The sequence below is a fragment of the Pseudoflavonifractor capillosus genome (assembly GCF_016899775.1).
In the GTDB taxonomy this organism is placed as follows: Bacteria; Bacillota; Clostridia; order Oscillospirales; family Oscillospiraceae; genus Lawsonibacter.
Window position 1 is genome coordinate 25,551 of sequence record NZ_JACJJE010000005.1, and the last position, 13,851, is coordinate 39,401.

15 protein-coding genes and 1 riboswitch are annotated in these 13,851 nt (G+C 61.5%); of the genes, 10 read left to right on the forward strand and 5 right to left on the reverse strand.

Translation table 11 applies throughout. From position 1 onward, the window contains the following. Window positions 1-74: 74 nt before the first annotated feature. Complete coding sequence (locus tag H6B31_RS02625; RefSeq protein ID WP_204897077.1) at window positions 75-1,820, reverse strand: SpoIID/LytB domain-containing protein; 1,746 nt, start codon at window positions 1,818-1,820, stop codon at window positions 75-77. A gap of 77 nt (window positions 1,821-1,897) precedes the next feature. Continuing rightward, window positions 1,898-2,084, forward strand: a riboswitch (Lysine riboswitch). Window positions 2,085-2,420: 336 nt separating this feature from the next. Here H6B31_RS02625 and asd point away from each other — a divergent pair. From asd to H6B31_RS02650, 5 genes are read left to right on the forward strand one after another with little or no spacing between them, the layout of a single operon-like run. Then, window positions 2,421-3,515 carry an aspartate-semialdehyde dehydrogenase gene (gene asd / locus H6B31_RS02630; RefSeq protein WP_204897078.1) on the forward strand — a complete coding sequence of 365 codons (1,095 nt, stop codon included), beginning with the start codon at window positions 2,421-2,423 and terminating at the stop codon, window positions 3,513-3,515. Continuing rightward, window positions 3,512-3,886: a hypothetical protein gene (locus H6B31_RS02635; protein WP_204897079.1), complete on the forward strand. Its 375-nt coding sequence runs from the start codon at window positions 3,512-3,514 to the stop codon at window positions 3,884-3,886. The genes asd and H6B31_RS02635 overlap by 4 nt, the downstream gene beginning before the upstream one ends. A 14-nt stretch (window positions 3,887-3,900) precedes the next feature. After that, window positions 3,901-4,788 (forward strand): 4-hydroxy-tetrahydrodipicolinate synthase, encoded by an 888-nt coding sequence (gene dapA / locus H6B31_RS02640; RefSeq protein WP_204897080.1) that lies wholly within the window; start codon window positions 3,901-3,903, stop codon window positions 4,786-4,788. Between the two features lie 32 nt (window positions 4,789-4,820). Next, the gene (gene dapB, locus H6B31_RS02645; RefSeq protein ID WP_204897081.1) at window positions 4,821-5,579 is read left to right on the forward strand and encodes a 4-hydroxy-tetrahydrodipicolinate reductase; all 759 of its coding nucleotides are present in this window, start codon (window positions 4,821-4,823) and stop codon (window positions 5,577-5,579) included. Between the two features lie 42 nt (window positions 5,580-5,621). Further along, the gene (locus tag H6B31_RS02650) at window positions 5,622-5,990 is read left to right on the forward strand and encodes a DUF2500 family protein (RefSeq protein ID WP_204897082.1); all 369 of its coding nucleotides are present in this window, start codon (window positions 5,622-5,624) and stop codon (window positions 5,988-5,990) included. Between the two features lie 86 nt (window positions 5,991-6,076). Here the strand turns inward: H6B31_RS02650 and H6B31_RS17460 are convergent, their stop codons facing one another. After that, window positions 6,077-6,208: a hypothetical protein gene (locus tag H6B31_RS17460; protein ID WP_255378391.1), complete on the reverse strand. Its 132-nt coding sequence runs from the start codon at window positions 6,206-6,208 to the stop codon at window positions 6,077-6,079. A gap of 13 nt (window positions 6,209-6,221) precedes the next feature. Then, window positions 6,222-6,392, reverse strand: a complete 171-nt coding sequence (locus H6B31_RS02655) for a hypothetical protein (protein WP_204897083.1) — start codon at window positions 6,390-6,392, stop codon at window positions 6,222-6,224. Window positions 6,393-6,574: 182 nt separating this feature from the next. Here H6B31_RS02655 and H6B31_RS02660 point away from each other — a divergent pair, with 182 nt between their 5' ends. The 4 genes from H6B31_RS02660 to H6B31_RS02675 all read left to right on the forward strand — a co-directional run bounded on the left by H6B31_RS02660 (window position 6,575) and on the right by H6B31_RS02675 (window position 9,099). Continuing rightward, window positions 6,575-6,919 (forward strand): PadR family transcriptional regulator, encoded by a 345-nt coding sequence (locus H6B31_RS02660; RefSeq protein ID WP_204897084.1) that lies wholly within the window; start codon window positions 6,575-6,577, stop codon window positions 6,917-6,919. Between the two features lie 42 nt (window positions 6,920-6,961). Further along, window positions 6,962-7,864: a DUF2812 domain-containing protein gene (locus H6B31_RS02665; RefSeq protein WP_204897085.1), complete on the forward strand. Its 903-nt coding sequence runs from the start codon at window positions 6,962-6,964 to the stop codon at window positions 7,862-7,864. A 25-nt stretch (window positions 7,865-7,889) separates the two neighbouring features. Beyond that, window positions 7,890-8,105 carry a DUF2812 domain-containing protein gene (locus H6B31_RS02670; protein ID WP_204897086.1) on the forward strand — a complete coding sequence of 72 codons (216 nt, stop codon included), beginning with the start codon at window positions 7,890-7,892 and terminating at the stop codon, window positions 8,103-8,105. Between the two features lie 79 nt (window positions 8,106-8,184). Next, the gene (locus H6B31_RS02675) at window positions 8,185-9,099 is read left to right on the forward strand and encodes a DUF2812 domain-containing protein (RefSeq protein WP_204897087.1); all 915 of its coding nucleotides are present in this window, start codon (window positions 8,185-8,187) and stop codon (window positions 9,097-9,099) included. A 62-nt stretch (window positions 9,100-9,161) separates the two neighbouring features. On the opposite strand, the gene H6B31_RS02680 is transcribed toward H6B31_RS02675, so the two are convergent. Together H6B31_RS02680 and H6B31_RS02685 are read right to left on the reverse strand one after the other, a co-directional pair. Further along, window positions 9,162-11,192 carry a sensor histidine kinase gene (locus H6B31_RS02680; RefSeq protein ID WP_204897088.1) on the reverse strand — a complete coding sequence of 677 codons (2,031 nt, stop codon included), beginning with the start codon at window positions 11,190-11,192 and terminating at the stop codon, window positions 9,162-9,164. Next, entirely contained in the window at window positions 11,193-11,888 is a 696-nt protein-coding gene (locus H6B31_RS02685) for a response regulator transcription factor (RefSeq protein ID WP_087287904.1), read from the reverse strand. It abuts the gene before it with no gap. Window positions 11,889-12,171: 283 nt separating this feature from the next. On the opposite strand from H6B31_RS02685, the gene H6B31_RS02690 reads away from it, so the two are divergent. Further along, complete coding sequence (locus H6B31_RS02690; protein WP_204897089.1) at window positions 12,172-13,620, forward strand: sigma-54 interaction domain-containing protein; 1,449 nt, start codon at window positions 12,172-12,174, stop codon at window positions 13,618-13,620. The last annotated feature ends 231 nt before the right edge of the window (window positions 13,621-13,851 follow it).

A 13,851-nucleotide genomic window follows, 5' to 3' on the forward strand; every position in this document is an offset into this window, starting at 1 on the left:
GAATGCCGAAAAGGATTTCGGCAAGCTGTGTTCCCGCCCCCAGGGGAGCGGGAACAGGAAATCAGGGATAAGATTTACCGGACGTATGTACCGGGGTAGTAAAATTCGATGATCTCGTCATAGGTGAAGCCCCGCTCCGCCATGGCCCAGGCCCCGTACTGGCTCAGGCCCAGCTGGTGGCCGTTTCCGGAGCCCTGGAAGGAGTAGGAACTGCCGCTCACCGTCACCTGGGTGCCGATGGGGGTGTCCGTACCGGAGCCGCCGCCGGAGGCGGCGTCCTCCGCCGGGGTGATGCTGCCCGAGCCGGAGATGGCGTACAGTCCGTCCAGGCCCGCCTGGCTCAGGGAACCGGAGCCGCTGATCACCGTGTAGGTGCCCTGGGAATCCAGGGAGGTGGAGCCGTTGGCCGTGAGCCCGCCGCCGGAACTGGAGGTTGTCCCGGACCCGGAGGAGGCCGCCTGGCCGTTGACGGTGAAGCGGATGGAGGAGATGCCGAAGACAGAGCGCATGCTGCTGGGGCGGATGGTGTCGCTCCCGCCGTCCCGGTAGTTCACCCGCACTTGGATGACGTTGCCCAGGTCCGAGTAGGTGAGGGTCAGCGACTCGATGCCGCTGGAGGCGTCGTAACCATAGTTCTCCAGCCGCTGGGCCAGCTCCGAGCTGGTGTAGGACACCGTCCAGGAGGAGTAGCTGTTTTTGCTGGCCATGTCCGCCTCATAGGGGTCCTCCACGCCGCACAGATAGGGGTACTGCTCCAGAGAGGTGCCCCACACGTTGTACACGCTCTCGCTGGCTCCCCCGTGGCTGGAGGAGTAGAAGGCCTCGATGACCTGCCCGTCGTACCAGGCGTACTCCCCGGCCGTCTCGTCCACCGCCCGGTCGGTACGCTCGGTGGCCTGGTAGGAGGAGCTGTTTGTCCCCGCGCCGTAGTAGGCCTGACAGTCGGTGGTGTTGCACACGTCGAAGTGGTAGGAGGTGTGCTTTCCGCTGTGGATGTTGATGTAGGCGTAGCTGCGGGCGCACACCGCCTGGACCTTCAGGGCCTCCAGGGGCCAGCTGCTGCTCATCTCATAGGGGACGACACCCTTGATGTAGGTCTCCAGGTCCACGATGTTCACCACCGTCAGGTCGCCGCCGCCGATGCGCTCATAGCGGAAGCCGCCGTAGTACCGGTATCCCTTGAACCAGGTGCGCACGGTATCCGCTCCGGTGACGTCGGGCATCACCCCCAGGGCCAGGTCATCGCCCCCGTCAAACTGGAACAGGATCTCCGCGGTTCCGGTGCGGGTGACGTTGACGGCGTAGGAGCTGGTGCCTGCCACCGTGCCGCCCAGGCTCTGGGCGGCGTCCTCCGCCTCCTGCCGGCTGGTGTAGGAGCCGGCGCGCACCTGGTAGTCCCCGTCGATCCAGGCCACAAAGCCGTCCCGGTACTCCTGGGCGTCGGCGGCGGCCTGCTTATAGGAGCGGTAGCCGCTCTCCACCAGCACGTGGTAACAGCCGATCACGTCCCCGCCGTTGTCGGAGTTGGAGTAGGAGGTGCCGTTCACCCAGGTGTTCTGGGTCTTGACCATGGTGATCTGGGTCTCGTCCTCGTCCGTCCAGGCCAGCTCCACAAAGTCCAGGTCGTCGTCAAAGTAGCCCATGCGGTAGCCCGAGCCGTAGCCGGTGTTGTTCTCCAGGTTGGCGTTCACCAGGGCGCCGCTGCCATAGGCTAGGCCTACCCGGACCATCTCGCCGCCGCTCCCCGCCGCCAGGACAGTGGGAAGGGCCAGAACCACCGCCAGCAGAACGGCGGCAAACTGCATAAAGAATCGTCTCATAGCTTCCTTGATTTCTCCGTTTCTGATGATTCGCTCTCTTGACACCCACCGGCAAACATGATAGGATAATTTCAAGTTTGCATGATAGAGGTCGCGGCCGACATGAGTACGCGTGGCCAGGGAGCCGGTTCCCGTCCACCCACGCCCAAAGGGAAGGCCGCCGAAGGGTTTTCCTCTCGCACCGGAACGGAGGGCCCTGGTCGCCGGGTCAACAGCTCTGCGACTGTCATCAGGGCGGTTCCCTGATGGAGCGCTGTCTGCTTTTGTGAATATTTTGTCGGCTGTGGGCGGTTTCGGCCACAGCTGACATTATAGTACAAAATCAGCCGCTTGAAAAGCCGCTGATTTCTTTTTTTCTCTGGGCCATGTTTGAAAAATGTCAATATGCCCAAACAGCGAGTCTTTTTCCGTCATACTGCGTTGATTTTCCTTGCAATACACAAAGTATTGCTGCGTCAAATCGCCTTGTCTGGCGAAAAAATCCTTCGCTGCTGGGCACATTTCCAATTTTCAAACAAGGCTTGGTTTTGTCTGGAACCCCGGACACCGAACATTCAATGGGGCCATAGAATGGCCTGAACCACTTGGGAGGTATTTCTTATGAAACAGTACAAAGTCGGAATCATCGGCGGCACCGGCATGGTGGGCCAGCGCTTCGTCACCCTGATGGAGAAGCACCCCTGGTTCCAGCTCACCGTCATCGCCGCCAGCCCCCGCTCCGCGGGCAAGACCTATGAGGAGGCGGTGAAGGACCGCTGGGCCATGACCACTCCTATCCCTGAGGAGGCCAAGAACCTGGTGGTGCTGGACGCCCAGGCGGACATCGAGAAGATCGCCGGCCTGGTGGACTTTGTGTTCTGTGCCGTGGATATGAAGAAGGACGAGATCCGCGCCCTGGAGGAGGCCTATGCCAAGGCCGAGTGCCCGGTGGTGTCCAACAACTCCGCCCATCGCTGGACCGAGGACGTGCCCATGGTGGTGCCCGAGATGAACCCGGAGCACCTGGAGGTCATCGCCGCCCAGAAAAAGCGCCTGGGCACCCAGCGGGGCTTCATCGCGGTGAAGTCCAACTGCTCCATCCAGTCCTACGCCCCCGCCTTCCATCCCCTGATGAAGTACGGCATTGAGAAGGCCCTGGTGTGCACCTATCAGGCCATCTCCGGCGCGGGCAAGACCTTCGAGCGCTGGCCCGAGATGGTGGACAACGTCATCCCCTACATCGGCGGCGAGGAGGAGAAGAGCGAGCAGGAGCCCCTGAAGATCTGGGGCAAGGTGGAGGACGGCAAGATCGTCAAGGCCGCCGGCCCCGACATTACCGCCCAGTGCTTCCGGGTGGCCTGCCTGGACGGCCACATGGCCGCCGTGTTTGTGAAGTTCCAGGAGGGCAAGACCCCCTCCATGGAGCAGATCAAAGAGGACTGGGCCAACTTCAAGGGCCGTCCCCAGGAGCTGGAGCTCCCCTCCGCCCCCAAGCAGTTCCTCCACTACTTTGAGGAGCCCGACCGGCCCCAGACCCGTCTGGACCGGGATCTGGAGGGCGGCATGGCCGTCTCCCTGGGCCGCCTGCGCCCCGACAGCCAGTATGACTACAAGTTCGTGGGCCTGAGCCACAACACCCTCCGGGGCGCCGCCGGCGGTGCGGTCCTGCTGGCCGAGCTGCTGTGCGCCGAGGGGTATATTGAGCCCAAGGAATGAGGGACCATGTCCTTGTATCGGATGGGGAGAATACCGCCGTCGTCAATCAGCGCAGCTTCTGCGAGCTGATTAAATGGCTCTTGGTGGAGTATCTGGGCGTCTCTTATGAAGCGGCCAGCCTCCGCGTGGAAGAGAAAGCGGACTTTTTTGCCTCCCTTGACAATGTGATGTCAGCGGCGCTGGAGTCCCACAACTGGCCCTATTACTATACGGCCCTGGACCTCTATCTGGGCGGCCATGGGCCCGCCCAGGCGGAGGCCGGTATCCTGCCTTCTCCGGATACACCGGAAGGACTGGACCTGTATGTGGATATTGAGCGGACGATTCTGATTGCGCACCATTTAAAAGAACCGATCGAATGGATTGATTAGAAAGGATGTTTTTTATGCGGACTCCTGTCTTTACCGGCAACTGCGTGGCCATTGCCACCCCCTTTGACGCCAACGGGAATATCAACTACGACGCATTCGGCCGCCTCATCGACAATCAGATTGAGGGCGGTGTGGATGCCATCTGCGTGTGCGGTACCACCGGCGAATCGGCCACCATGACCATCCGGGAGCACATCGCCGTGGTGGAGTACTGCGTCAAGCGGGTGAACCACCGGGTGAAGGTCATCGCCGGCGCGGGGAGCAACGACACCTCCGCCGCCGTGTACCTGTCCCTCCACGCCCAGGACTCCGGGGCGGACGCGCTGCTCCACGTCACCCCCTACTACAACAAGTGCAGCCAGGCGGGGCTTGTGAAGCACTATGAGTACATCGCCGACCGCACCGAGCTGCCCATCATCCTCTACAACGTGCCCAGCCGCACCGGCGTGTCCTTCACCGCCGAGAGCTATCAGATCCTCTCTCAGAACCCCAAGATCAACGGCGTGAAGGAGGCCAGCGGCAATTTCTCCCTGCTGGCCCACACCCGCCACCTGTGCGGGGACGACTTCTACATTTGGTCGGGCAACGACGACCAGGTAGTGCCCATGATGTCCCTGGGGGCCAAGGGCGTTATCTCGGTGGCCTCCAACATCATCCCCGGCGTCATGCGGGAGATGACCCATCTGTGCCTGGACAACGACTTCCAGGCCGCCTCCAAGCTGCAGATCGAGTACATGGACCTGATCGACGCCCTGTTCTGCGACGTGAACCCCATCCCGGTGAAGGAGGCCCTGAACCTGATGGGTATGGAGGCCGGCCCGGTGCGCCTGCCCCTGTGCGAGCTGTCTGAGAAGAACCACGAGCGGCTCCGCGCCGCCATGGCCGCCAAGGGCCTGCTGTAAGCCCTCACGTTACAAAGGAGGTTTTCTCGCCCATGCTGAAGATCATCATTTCCGGCTGCAACGGCCACATGGGCCGGGTGGTGGAGTCCCTGTGCAATGCCGACCCGGAGGTGCAGGTGGCCGCCGGTTTCGACGTGCTGGGCTCTGCCGACCGGGAGTTCCCCGTCTATTCCTCTCCGTCCCAATTTACCGGGGAGGCGGACGCGGTCATCGACTTCTCCTCTCCCGCCGCCCTGGAGGGCCTGCTGGAGTTCGGCAAGCGGACCAAGACCCCTCTGATCCTGGCCACCACCGGCTACACCCCGGAGCAGGTGGCACAGATCGGAGCCGCCGCCCTGGAGGTGCCCATCTTCCGCTCCGCCAACATGTCCCTGGGCATCAACGTGCTGCTGGAGCTGGTGAAGAAGGCGGCCAGCGTGCTGGGGGACAGCTATGACATCGAGATCGTGGAGCGCCACCACCGCCGGAAGGTGGACGCCCCCAGCGGCACCGCCCTGATGATCGCCGACGCGGCGGCCCAGAGCTGCGGCCACGAGACGGAGTACGTCTTTGAGCGCCATTCGGTCCGCCATCCCCGGGACAAGAAGGAGATCGGCATCTCCGCTGTCCGGGGGGGCACCATCGTGGGGGAGCACGAGATCATCTTCGCCGGCCACGACGAGATCATGGAAATCAAGCACACCGCCCTCTCCCGGGAGATCTTCGCCCAGGGGGCCCTGGAGGCCGCCAAGTTTATGGCCGCTGTCAAGGAGCCCGGTCTGTACGACATGAGTTATTTGGTAAAGGGATAAAAACTGCGTTTCCTTCACAATAGGCCGAGGGGGGACGGAGGGATGGAGCACTTTCTGATCCGAAATGGGATATGGCTGGGCCTTGTTTTGGTGGTGCTTTTTACGGTCAGACTGCGGTATTCCCGCAGAAAGGACCAGAGAGAGCTTTGGGTGACCGAGGAGGCGCTGGTCCACCGGAAGTCAGATACCGCCACAGCCTTGTATCATGCCTACTGGCTCCACTTCTACATTGCCCAGCGGGATACGGTGATCGACTGTCAGGTGTCCCGCGCCGTTTGGCGGAAGCTGAGCAAGGGGGACCGCGGCATGCTCACCCACCAGGGCAATACCTTTCTTTCCTTTGAGCGGGACGGAGAGCTGATCCAGACGGAGGAGCTGCCTGAAAATGACTTGGCCTCGCCGCAGCGATGAGGAACTTTTTGCATAAAAACTGCCGCCTGCACCGCAGGCGGCAGTTTTCGGTCTATGTAGGAGGCGGCAGGGTGCCGCCTCTGGAATCAGTAGGTCTGATTGGGGTTGGACTTGTTCTTGGCGTCCTTCCCGGTGGAGTTCTGGGGATTGGCGGTGGGATTCTGGTTCTGGGCCTCGGGGCCGGTGTAGCCCGGGCGCTTCATGCCTTTCTTAGCCATAGCAGGTTCCTCCTTAGTCGTCGCCGCGCAGAAGATTGTCGGCATAGTCTTTCAGGCTGGCCAGTGAGTTGACCCCGTCCGGTCTGGTCTGGATCTGCTCCCGGGCGTAGGAGGGGAGGGAGTCAAAGTATCGCCGCGCCTCCGGCTCCCTGCGGAGCAGAGCATACAGGTCTTTGTACTGCAACGGATATCACCTCGGTCCCTAGTATGGCCGCTCTGGGGAGGATTATGCCCGCCGCAGAAAAAATTTGCATGCGGCGGTGAAAAGAGGTGCTTGACACTATCGAATATCGATGATATGATAAGGATGAAGATAGCGATATTCGATATTTCACAATGGAATTTCTGAAAAAGGAGGTGCCGTCCATGGCGCGGGAAAAATTTCAGACCCTCACCGAGCAGATGTTTTACATCCTCCTGGCCCTCCAGGAGGAGCGGTGCGGGGCGGACATTATGGCCCTGGTGGCCCAGATCACTCAGAACCGGGTGACCATCGGCCCGGGGACCCTGTACAACCTGCTGGAGGACTTTTTATCCGCCGGTATGATCATGCAGACCAAGGTGGAGGGGCGCAGGCGCAGCTATGTGCTCACCCAGCAGGGGAAGGACCGGCTGCTGATGGAAAAGCGCCGGCTGGAGCTCATGCTGGCCGACTACCGGCACATGACGGCGGAGCCGTCACAGGAGCTCCGGCGGGGGAGCGCCGGGTAGACCTATCCCGCTCTAGGCTGATTTGAGAGGAGGTGCCCCGGGATGAAGCGGAAATATGAACTCAACCACTATATACCCTGCCAGTTTGCGGACATCCGGGACCATCTGGAGGCTATGGCCCTCCGGGGCTGGCGGCTGGAGCGGATGGAGTGGTACTTCCTGGTCTACCGCCGGGGAGAGCCCAAACCGGTGCGTTATGCCCTGGTATTTCATCCCGAGATGGGCTATCTGGAGCCCGCCCCTACTTCGGAGGGGGAGGTGTACCGGGACTACTGCCGGCAGGCCGGCTGGGAGCCGGTGACTTTTTGGAGTACGGTTCCCCAAATCGAGGTCTACTGCAATGAGGAGCCCCACCCCATCCCCCTCCAGACCGACCGGACCATCCAGTGGCGGGTGATGGGGGACTGGCTGGAGCGGCGGTATGTGCCCCGGCTTCAGACGGGGGCGGCCGCGTGTTCGCTGATTTTTATCCTGTCGGCCATCTTCTGCGCTCTGTTCCTTATTGCCACAGAGGACTGGGCATTTCGGATTCTGACGCTCTGCCTGATTGCCCTTCTGATCTACCTGGTGGCTGATCTCCTGATCCAGCTGGCCAATGCCAACCGCTGGATCAGTCAGGTCCGCCGGGCGGAGGAGGGCCTGGGGGAGGGACCCGACGGCCGTCTGTCCCCTCTCCTGCGGTGGATGCGCAAGGCGGGCGGTGTGCTCTCTGCCTTCGCCCTCCTATACTGCGTATGGTATATGGCAACTCAGGGCGGCGGCATCCCCAGTCTGGTTCGGAGCGTTGGACAGACGGCGGTTCTCCTCCTGGTGTGGTGGGGAATGGGCCGGGCGGAGGACTGGCTGCGCCGCCGCGGGCGCTCCCAGGCGGCCAACTGGGTCGGCTATGGGTTTGTGGTGATCCTCGCGTTTTTCATTCTCCAGCTGCGCAGCACTCTGTTCTAGATCTTTCGAAAGGAGGAGGTTCTCAATGAAGCGGCGCTATGAGCTGAATTTGTACACCCCTGACCAGTATAATGATCTGCAAGAGCATCTGGGGCACATGGCTTCCCGCGGCTGGATGCTGGAGAGGATGGAGCAGCACTTCCTGGTCTACCGCCAAAACGTATCCTCGCCCGTCCACTATGCGGTGGCCTTCCATCCGGAAGTGGGAGATATGGACTCTCTCCGCACCCCTCAACTATAGTATATTCCTCACTGCAAATATTCTCATGGCCTTGTTTCTCGTTTGGGTACTCAACCGAGTTTTTTAAGGAGGAACCTCCATGAAGCGAAAATATGAGCTCAATATCTACGCCCCTTTTCATTACGAGGATTTACAGGACCATTTCAATCGCATGGCCGCGAAGGGATGGGGGTTGGAGTCCCTGGGAAACTATTTTTTCACATATCAAAAGCTGGAGGGTACGATCCCCGTGAGCTATGCCCTGGCCTTTCACCCCCAAGTGGGTTGGCTGGACCCCTTGCCCTCCGCGGGGCAGGAGATCTACCATGACTATTGCCGCTATGTGGGCTGGGAGCTGATAGGCACTTGGTCCAAATTTCCTCAGATCCAGGTGTATGCCTCCTCAAAACTATATCCCGTCCCCATTCAGACCGACTTGTCTACCCAGTGGCGGGTGCTGACCCGCTGGATGGAGGACAAGTACGTGAAGCCAGTCCGGACTGAGACCGCCCTCTGCAGCATTTTTGCTCTGTTGGGCCTTCTAATCTTCGGGGCCTACCTGTTCCTCGTCCCGTCAACCCCAGTGATCAGCGGCCTGCTGGCCGGTATGATTGCCATGCTGCTTGCCCTGCTTCTCCATCAGTTTATTGTTTTGGTAGATGCCCAGCGGTGGCTCCAGGAGGCCCGGCAGGCGGCAGAGGAGGGACGGCCCGGACCGGCGGGGCGGATGTCACGGGCCTGGCTGTTGTCCCTGGGCCTGGCCGCCGTGGGGATCGCCGCGGGACTGATTTCTCTCTTGCATACAGTCGGGACCTTCTATGGCGCGTGGACTGTGGTACGCACAATTTTTGTCTTCCTTCTGTTTTTGGGGCTGGGACTTCTGGGCGCCCGTATGCGGGCCCTGCTGCGGAGCAAGGGGACCTCAGCGGCAGGGAATAAGGTGATCTTCGCGGCGGCGGCGGTCATTTTGGCTCTTCTGTATGTGTGGGTCAAGAACGCCATTCTTCCCTTTTAAAGCGTCTTTCCCAATCCAAACGGAAACGGGACCGGCAGATGCCGGTCCCGCGCTGTCTTGTATCAGGAGGACTGGGGCAGGGTGACGATGGCCTTGAACAGGTCCCCGTCCACCACCAGCTCGAAGGTGCCCCCCTGGAGCTCGGTGAGGCTCTTGGCGATGGACAGCCCCAGGCCGGAGCCCTCGGTAGTGCGGGATTCCTCGCCCCGGACAAAGCGCTCCATCAGCCGCTCGGGCGGCACGTTCAGGGGGTCCCGGGAGACGTTTTTCACCGACAGGCTCACGCTCCCCTTTCCCCGGAAGATCTCAATATACACCCGGGTGCCCTCCAGGGCGTACTTGGCGCAGTTGGACAGCAGGTTGTCGATGACCCGCCACAGGTGGCGGCCGTCGGCGTACACGTAGCACTCCCCCTCGGGGACGGCGCGCACCACCGCCAGGTGCTTGCCCTCCAGCTTCTCCTCGTACTCCCCCAGGGCCTGGTCCAGCAGCTGGACCATCCCGATCTTCTCCCGGTTCACCGACAGGGCCCCCGTGGAGGCCTTGCTGGCCTCCACCAGGTCCTCGGTGAGCTTCTTGAGCCGCTGGGACTTCCGGTCCAGCACGTCGATGTACTGCCGGGCGGTGGGGTCGGTCTGCTCCGTGGTCTTCAGGAGGTTCACATAATTGATGATGGAGGTGAGGGGGGTCTTCAGGTCGTGGGATACGTTGGTGATGAGCTCCGCCTTGAAGCGCTCGCTCTTCATCTGCTCATTCACCGCCTGGGTCAGACCGCCGGAGATGTTGTTCAGGGCCTCGGCGTGGCGCTTCAGATCCCCGGGCAGGCGGGCCGTCTCGATCTGGTGGTTCAGGTTGCCGGCGGCAATGACCTCCGTCCCCTTGCGCACCCGCCAGAAGCAGGCGCTCCACCAGCACAGAAACGCCAGCACCGCCAGGTTGACCACCACTCCGGGCACCGGATACCAATAGTGGAGGGGCCACAGGTGGTCACAGGCGAAGATGGCGGCCAGATACAGGAAGAAACTCACCACCGCCTTCCAGGCCAGGGGCAGATCCCGGAAGAAGCCCGCAAGGCGGCGCGCCAGGAACATGACCACCCTGCACAGCAGGGTGGTCCGGGCCAGGGCCCGGGCCTTGATCCGGACCACCAGGGTCCGCAGGGCGGCCGCCATCAGAAGCACCCAGGCTCCCCCAGCCGCGGTACCCACGGCCAGCAGAACCGCAGTCATGGTCTGGTCCGCCTCTTCCATGGCCCAGACGGCCTCGGTTTTATACTGGGGGATCGCCAGAAACAGCAGCAGTGTTCCCACCGCCAAGGCGGCCAGCCACACCTCGCTGAATACCCGGTCCACAGGGGAGAGGACGATCCCCTCCTGCCCGGGCCGGTGGCCCGCCGCCCACAGAAGGAACAGCAGCAGAAGGGCCGCCGCCCCCAGGAACACCAGGGCCAGCCCCCCGTACAGGGGACCGTTGGCGGCGTATCCGTCGCACAGGGTCAGCAGGCTGCGGAATTCATCCTGGACCACCATCAGTTCCGGCTTGAGCACGCCGTAGCGCAGGATGGCGTTGCTTTGGCTGTCCTCCGACGGTACCGGAGCGCCAGCGCTGTAAGAGGCAGTCATGGAGGCAGTCCACGGTTCCGACTTGGCCGTAAAGTCCACCTGGCCGCTGTTGACCGTCAGCACCCCGTAGTAGACGCCGGTGACCTGAGTCTCAAAGGACTGGCTCGAGTCCTGGAGGTTGGTGTCCAGTACCTGGGCGCCGTCGGCGCTGAGGATCTGATAGCGGAAGTTGGTGCGCTCCGGCGACAGTGCCTCCCGGGTGGCCGCCAGCAGCGTCACCGTCTGCTCCCGCTCCACATAGTCCAGGCTTCCGCTGTCCAGATCGGTCTGGAGCTGCACATAGTCCTGCACCTGGTAGGTCCGCTGGTTCAAATTGGTGTCAAAGGCCCAGGTGGTGGTCCAGTCTCCAAATTGCGTATACCACAGGGCAAACAGAAACTGCTGTCCCAGCAGCAGGGCCGCGCACACCGCCGCCGCGAAGAGCGCCCAGGCGGCCGGCCGGAGGGTCCGATTGTCCCGCAGGCGTTTCAATCAGAGTCCCCCCTTGTCGATCTTGTACCCCAGGCCCCAGACCACCTTCAGATAGCGGGGGTCGGCGGGGTTGATCTCGATTTTCTCCCGCAGGTGGCGGATGTGGACGGCCACCGTGTTTTCCGAGCCGTAGGCCGGGTCGTTCCACACCTGCTCATAGATCTGGGCGGAGGAGAACACCTGGCCGGGGTGGGTCATGAGCAGGCGAAGGATGTTGTACTCGATGGGGGTGAGGGCCACCGGCTCCCCGTCTACCGTCACCTGCTTGGCCGAGTCGTCCAGGGAGATAGGGCCCACGGTGAGCAGGCCGGGGCTCTTGTCCGCCCCGCCCAGAGAGGTGTACCGCCGCAGCTGACTCTTCACCCGGGCAATGACCTCCAGGGGGTTGAAGGGCTTGGTGATGTAGTCGTCCGCCCCGATGTTCAGCCCCAGGATCTTGTCCGAGTCCTCACTTTTGGCGGTGAGGAGGATGATGGGGATGTTGCTCCCCTCCCGCAGCTTGGCGGTGGCCCGGATGCCGTCCAGTTCAGGCATCATGATGTCCATGAGGATCAGGTGGACCTCGTTCTGTTCCACCGCCAGCAGGGCCTCCTTGCCGTTGTAGGCCCGCAGAGTCTTGTAGCCCTCGCTGGTGAGATAGATGTCCAGCGCGGAAACGATGTCCTTGTCGTCGTCGCAGATCAGAATGGTATGCATGTCTCTCCCAGTCCTTTCCCCAAATCGTTCTGATGTGTTACGTTTAGCATAACACAGACTGTTTAAGATGCAAGACGTAAAATCTTAAGAACCGATAAATTTTGCTTCTCCGCCGCGGATGAACTTCTGCCTGCCGCCCGGCGGAAAGGGGTGCCGCCCCCAGGAAAAATCCATTGCCTTTTTGTTGGTTTTCCGGTAAACTAGAAGGCAGAAAATGGTCCTGCCGCGCTCCGGCCCGGCGGGAGGGGAACGGTGCTTTGGAGATCCGGGAGGAGGGGCACGCATGGAGGAATATCTGCAGCAGATTACCCGCCTGATGAACCTGAACGGCGAGGCCGTGGAGGGCATGATGGTGGTGAATAAGGACGGCATTGTGGAGTATTATAAGCCCGGAAATCCCTTCGGCAAGCTGCCGGAGGAGTTTGGGCGCAATGTGGTGGGGAACCACCTGCTCTCCGTCTATACGGAGCTGTCCGAGGAGAACAGCACCGTGATGAATACCCTGCGCACGGGACAGATCACGGTGGGGGAGAAGCAGGTCCTGACCCATGAGGACCTCCAGATCACCATGGTGACCACCACCTACCCTATTTTGAATCAGAAGGGGGAGATCCAGGGGGCGGTGGACATCGCCCAGATCCTGGACGTGCGCTCGCTGAAGGGGGCGGCACCTGCGTCGGCGGACCACTCGGTGCTGGACGACATCGTCACCCGGAACAAGGAGATGGCCAGGCTGAAGGCGGCCATCCGCACCATTGCGAAAAATGACTCGGCCACCCTCATCTATGGGGAGACCGGCACCGGCAAGGAGCTCTTTGCAGAGGCCCTCCACGCCCTCAGCGGCCGGAAAGACAAGCCCTTCCTGTCTCAGAACTGCGCCGCCATCCCGGAAAATCTGCTGGAGAGCATGTTCTTCGGCACCGAGCGGGGCGGGTTCACCGGGGCGGAGTCCAAAAAGGGCCTGTTCGAGCTGGCCGACGGGGGCACCCTGTTTCTGGACGAGATCAACTCCATGGACACCGCCATGCAGGCCAAGCTGCTCAAAGCCCTGGAGGAGCAGAAGGTGCGGCGCATCGGCGGCCGGGAGGACATTCATTTTGATGTGCGCATCGTGTGTGCCTCCAACGAGGACCCGGAGGCCCTTGTGGAGCAGGGGCGGCTGCGCTCGGACTTCTACTACCGCATCGGAGTGGTGCGCCTGCGCCTGCCCCCGCTGCGGGAGCGGCCGGAGGATATCCTGCCCCTGACGGAGCACTACATTCAATTTTTCAATCAGGCCATGCATAAGCAGATCCTGGGCCTGAGCCAGATGACCAAGGATCTGTTTCTCCGCTGGAGCTGGCCGGGCAACGTGCGGGAGCTGAAAAACACCATCGAAGGCGCCTTCAACCTGGAGAGCAGCGCCTACATCACCCTGGACTCCGTGCGGAACCTGCTGGAGAAGCTGGAGCACCAGGAGGAGGCGGCTCTGGCCGAGCCCGTCCCGGAGCTCCCGAAGCCGCTGGAGGCGGAACCCCTCTCCTTTGCCCAGATCCGAGAGCAGCTCCGCCGCGGACAGGTGGACCTGAAAAAATTACTGGCGGAGTATGAGGCGGGGATCATCCGGGAGGCCCTCCATCAGACCCGGCGCCTCAATGCCGCTGCCGAGAAGCTCTCCATGTCCCCCCAAAAACTGCAGTACCGGATGGAGAAGCTGGGGCTGAAAGAAAATCAAAAAAATTTGATAAAGTAAAAAATTTTTGATCCTCCATTCAAAAATTTTGACCAAACACTTTTCCATATTTTTCGTGGTGAGAATGGAACAGTTTCCCATGTGAATTTCCAAAAAAATTTGTAGGGACGGACAAAGGGACCGGAATTCCCTTGACAGGCCCGCATTGGAAACATTACACTGTGAAATGTGCGAAGGCGCCGGTCCCTGTTTTTGGGACCCGGCGCCTTTTTCGATTTTTTTGGCATCGAA

What these genes read in the sequence shown, in the direction of transcription:
- H6B31_RS02625 (WP_204897077.1), bottom strand. Translation starts at nt 1,820, where the DNA reads ATGAGACGATTCTTTATGCAGTTTGCCGCCGTTCTGCTGGCGGTGGTT.
- asd (WP_204897078.1), top strand. Translation starts at nt 2,421, where the DNA reads ATGAAACAGTACAAAGTCGGAATCATCGGCGGCACCGGCATGGTGGGC.
- H6B31_RS02635 (WP_204897079.1), top strand. Translation starts at nt 3,512, where the DNA reads ATGAGGGACCATGTCCTTGTATCGGATGGGGAGAATACCGCCGTCGTC.
- dapA (WP_204897080.1), top strand. Translation starts at nt 3,901, where the DNA reads ATGCGGACTCCTGTCTTTACCGGCAACTGCGTGGCCATTGCCACCCCC.
- dapB (WP_204897081.1), top strand. Translation starts at nt 4,821, where the DNA reads ATGCTGAAGATCATCATTTCCGGCTGCAACGGCCACATGGGCCGGGTG.
- H6B31_RS02650 (WP_204897082.1), top strand. Translation starts at nt 5,622, where the DNA reads ATGGAGCACTTTCTGATCCGAAATGGGATATGGCTGGGCCTTGTTTTG.
- H6B31_RS17460 (WP_255378391.1), bottom strand. Translation starts at nt 6,208, where the DNA reads ATGGCTAAGAAAGGCATGAAGCGCCCGGGCTACACCGGCCCCGAGGCC.
- H6B31_RS02660 (WP_204897084.1), top strand. Translation starts at nt 6,575, where the DNA reads ATGGCGCGGGAAAAATTTCAGACCCTCACCGAGCAGATGTTTTACATC.
- H6B31_RS02665 (WP_204897085.1), top strand. Translation starts at nt 6,962, where the DNA reads ATGAAGCGGAAATATGAACTCAACCACTATATACCCTGCCAGTTTGCG.
- H6B31_RS02670 (WP_204897086.1), top strand. Translation starts at nt 7,890, where the DNA reads ATGAAGCGGCGCTATGAGCTGAATTTGTACACCCCTGACCAGTATAAT.
- H6B31_RS02675 (WP_204897087.1), top strand. Translation starts at nt 8,185, where the DNA reads ATGAAGCGAAAATATGAGCTCAATATCTACGCCCCTTTTCATTACGAG.
- H6B31_RS02685 (WP_087287904.1), bottom strand. Translation starts at nt 11,888, where the DNA reads ATGCATACCATTCTGATCTGCGACGACGACAAGGACATCGTTTCCGCG.
- H6B31_RS02690 (WP_204897089.1), top strand. Translation starts at nt 12,172, where the DNA reads ATGGAGGAATATCTGCAGCAGATTACCCGCCTGATGAACCTGAACGGC.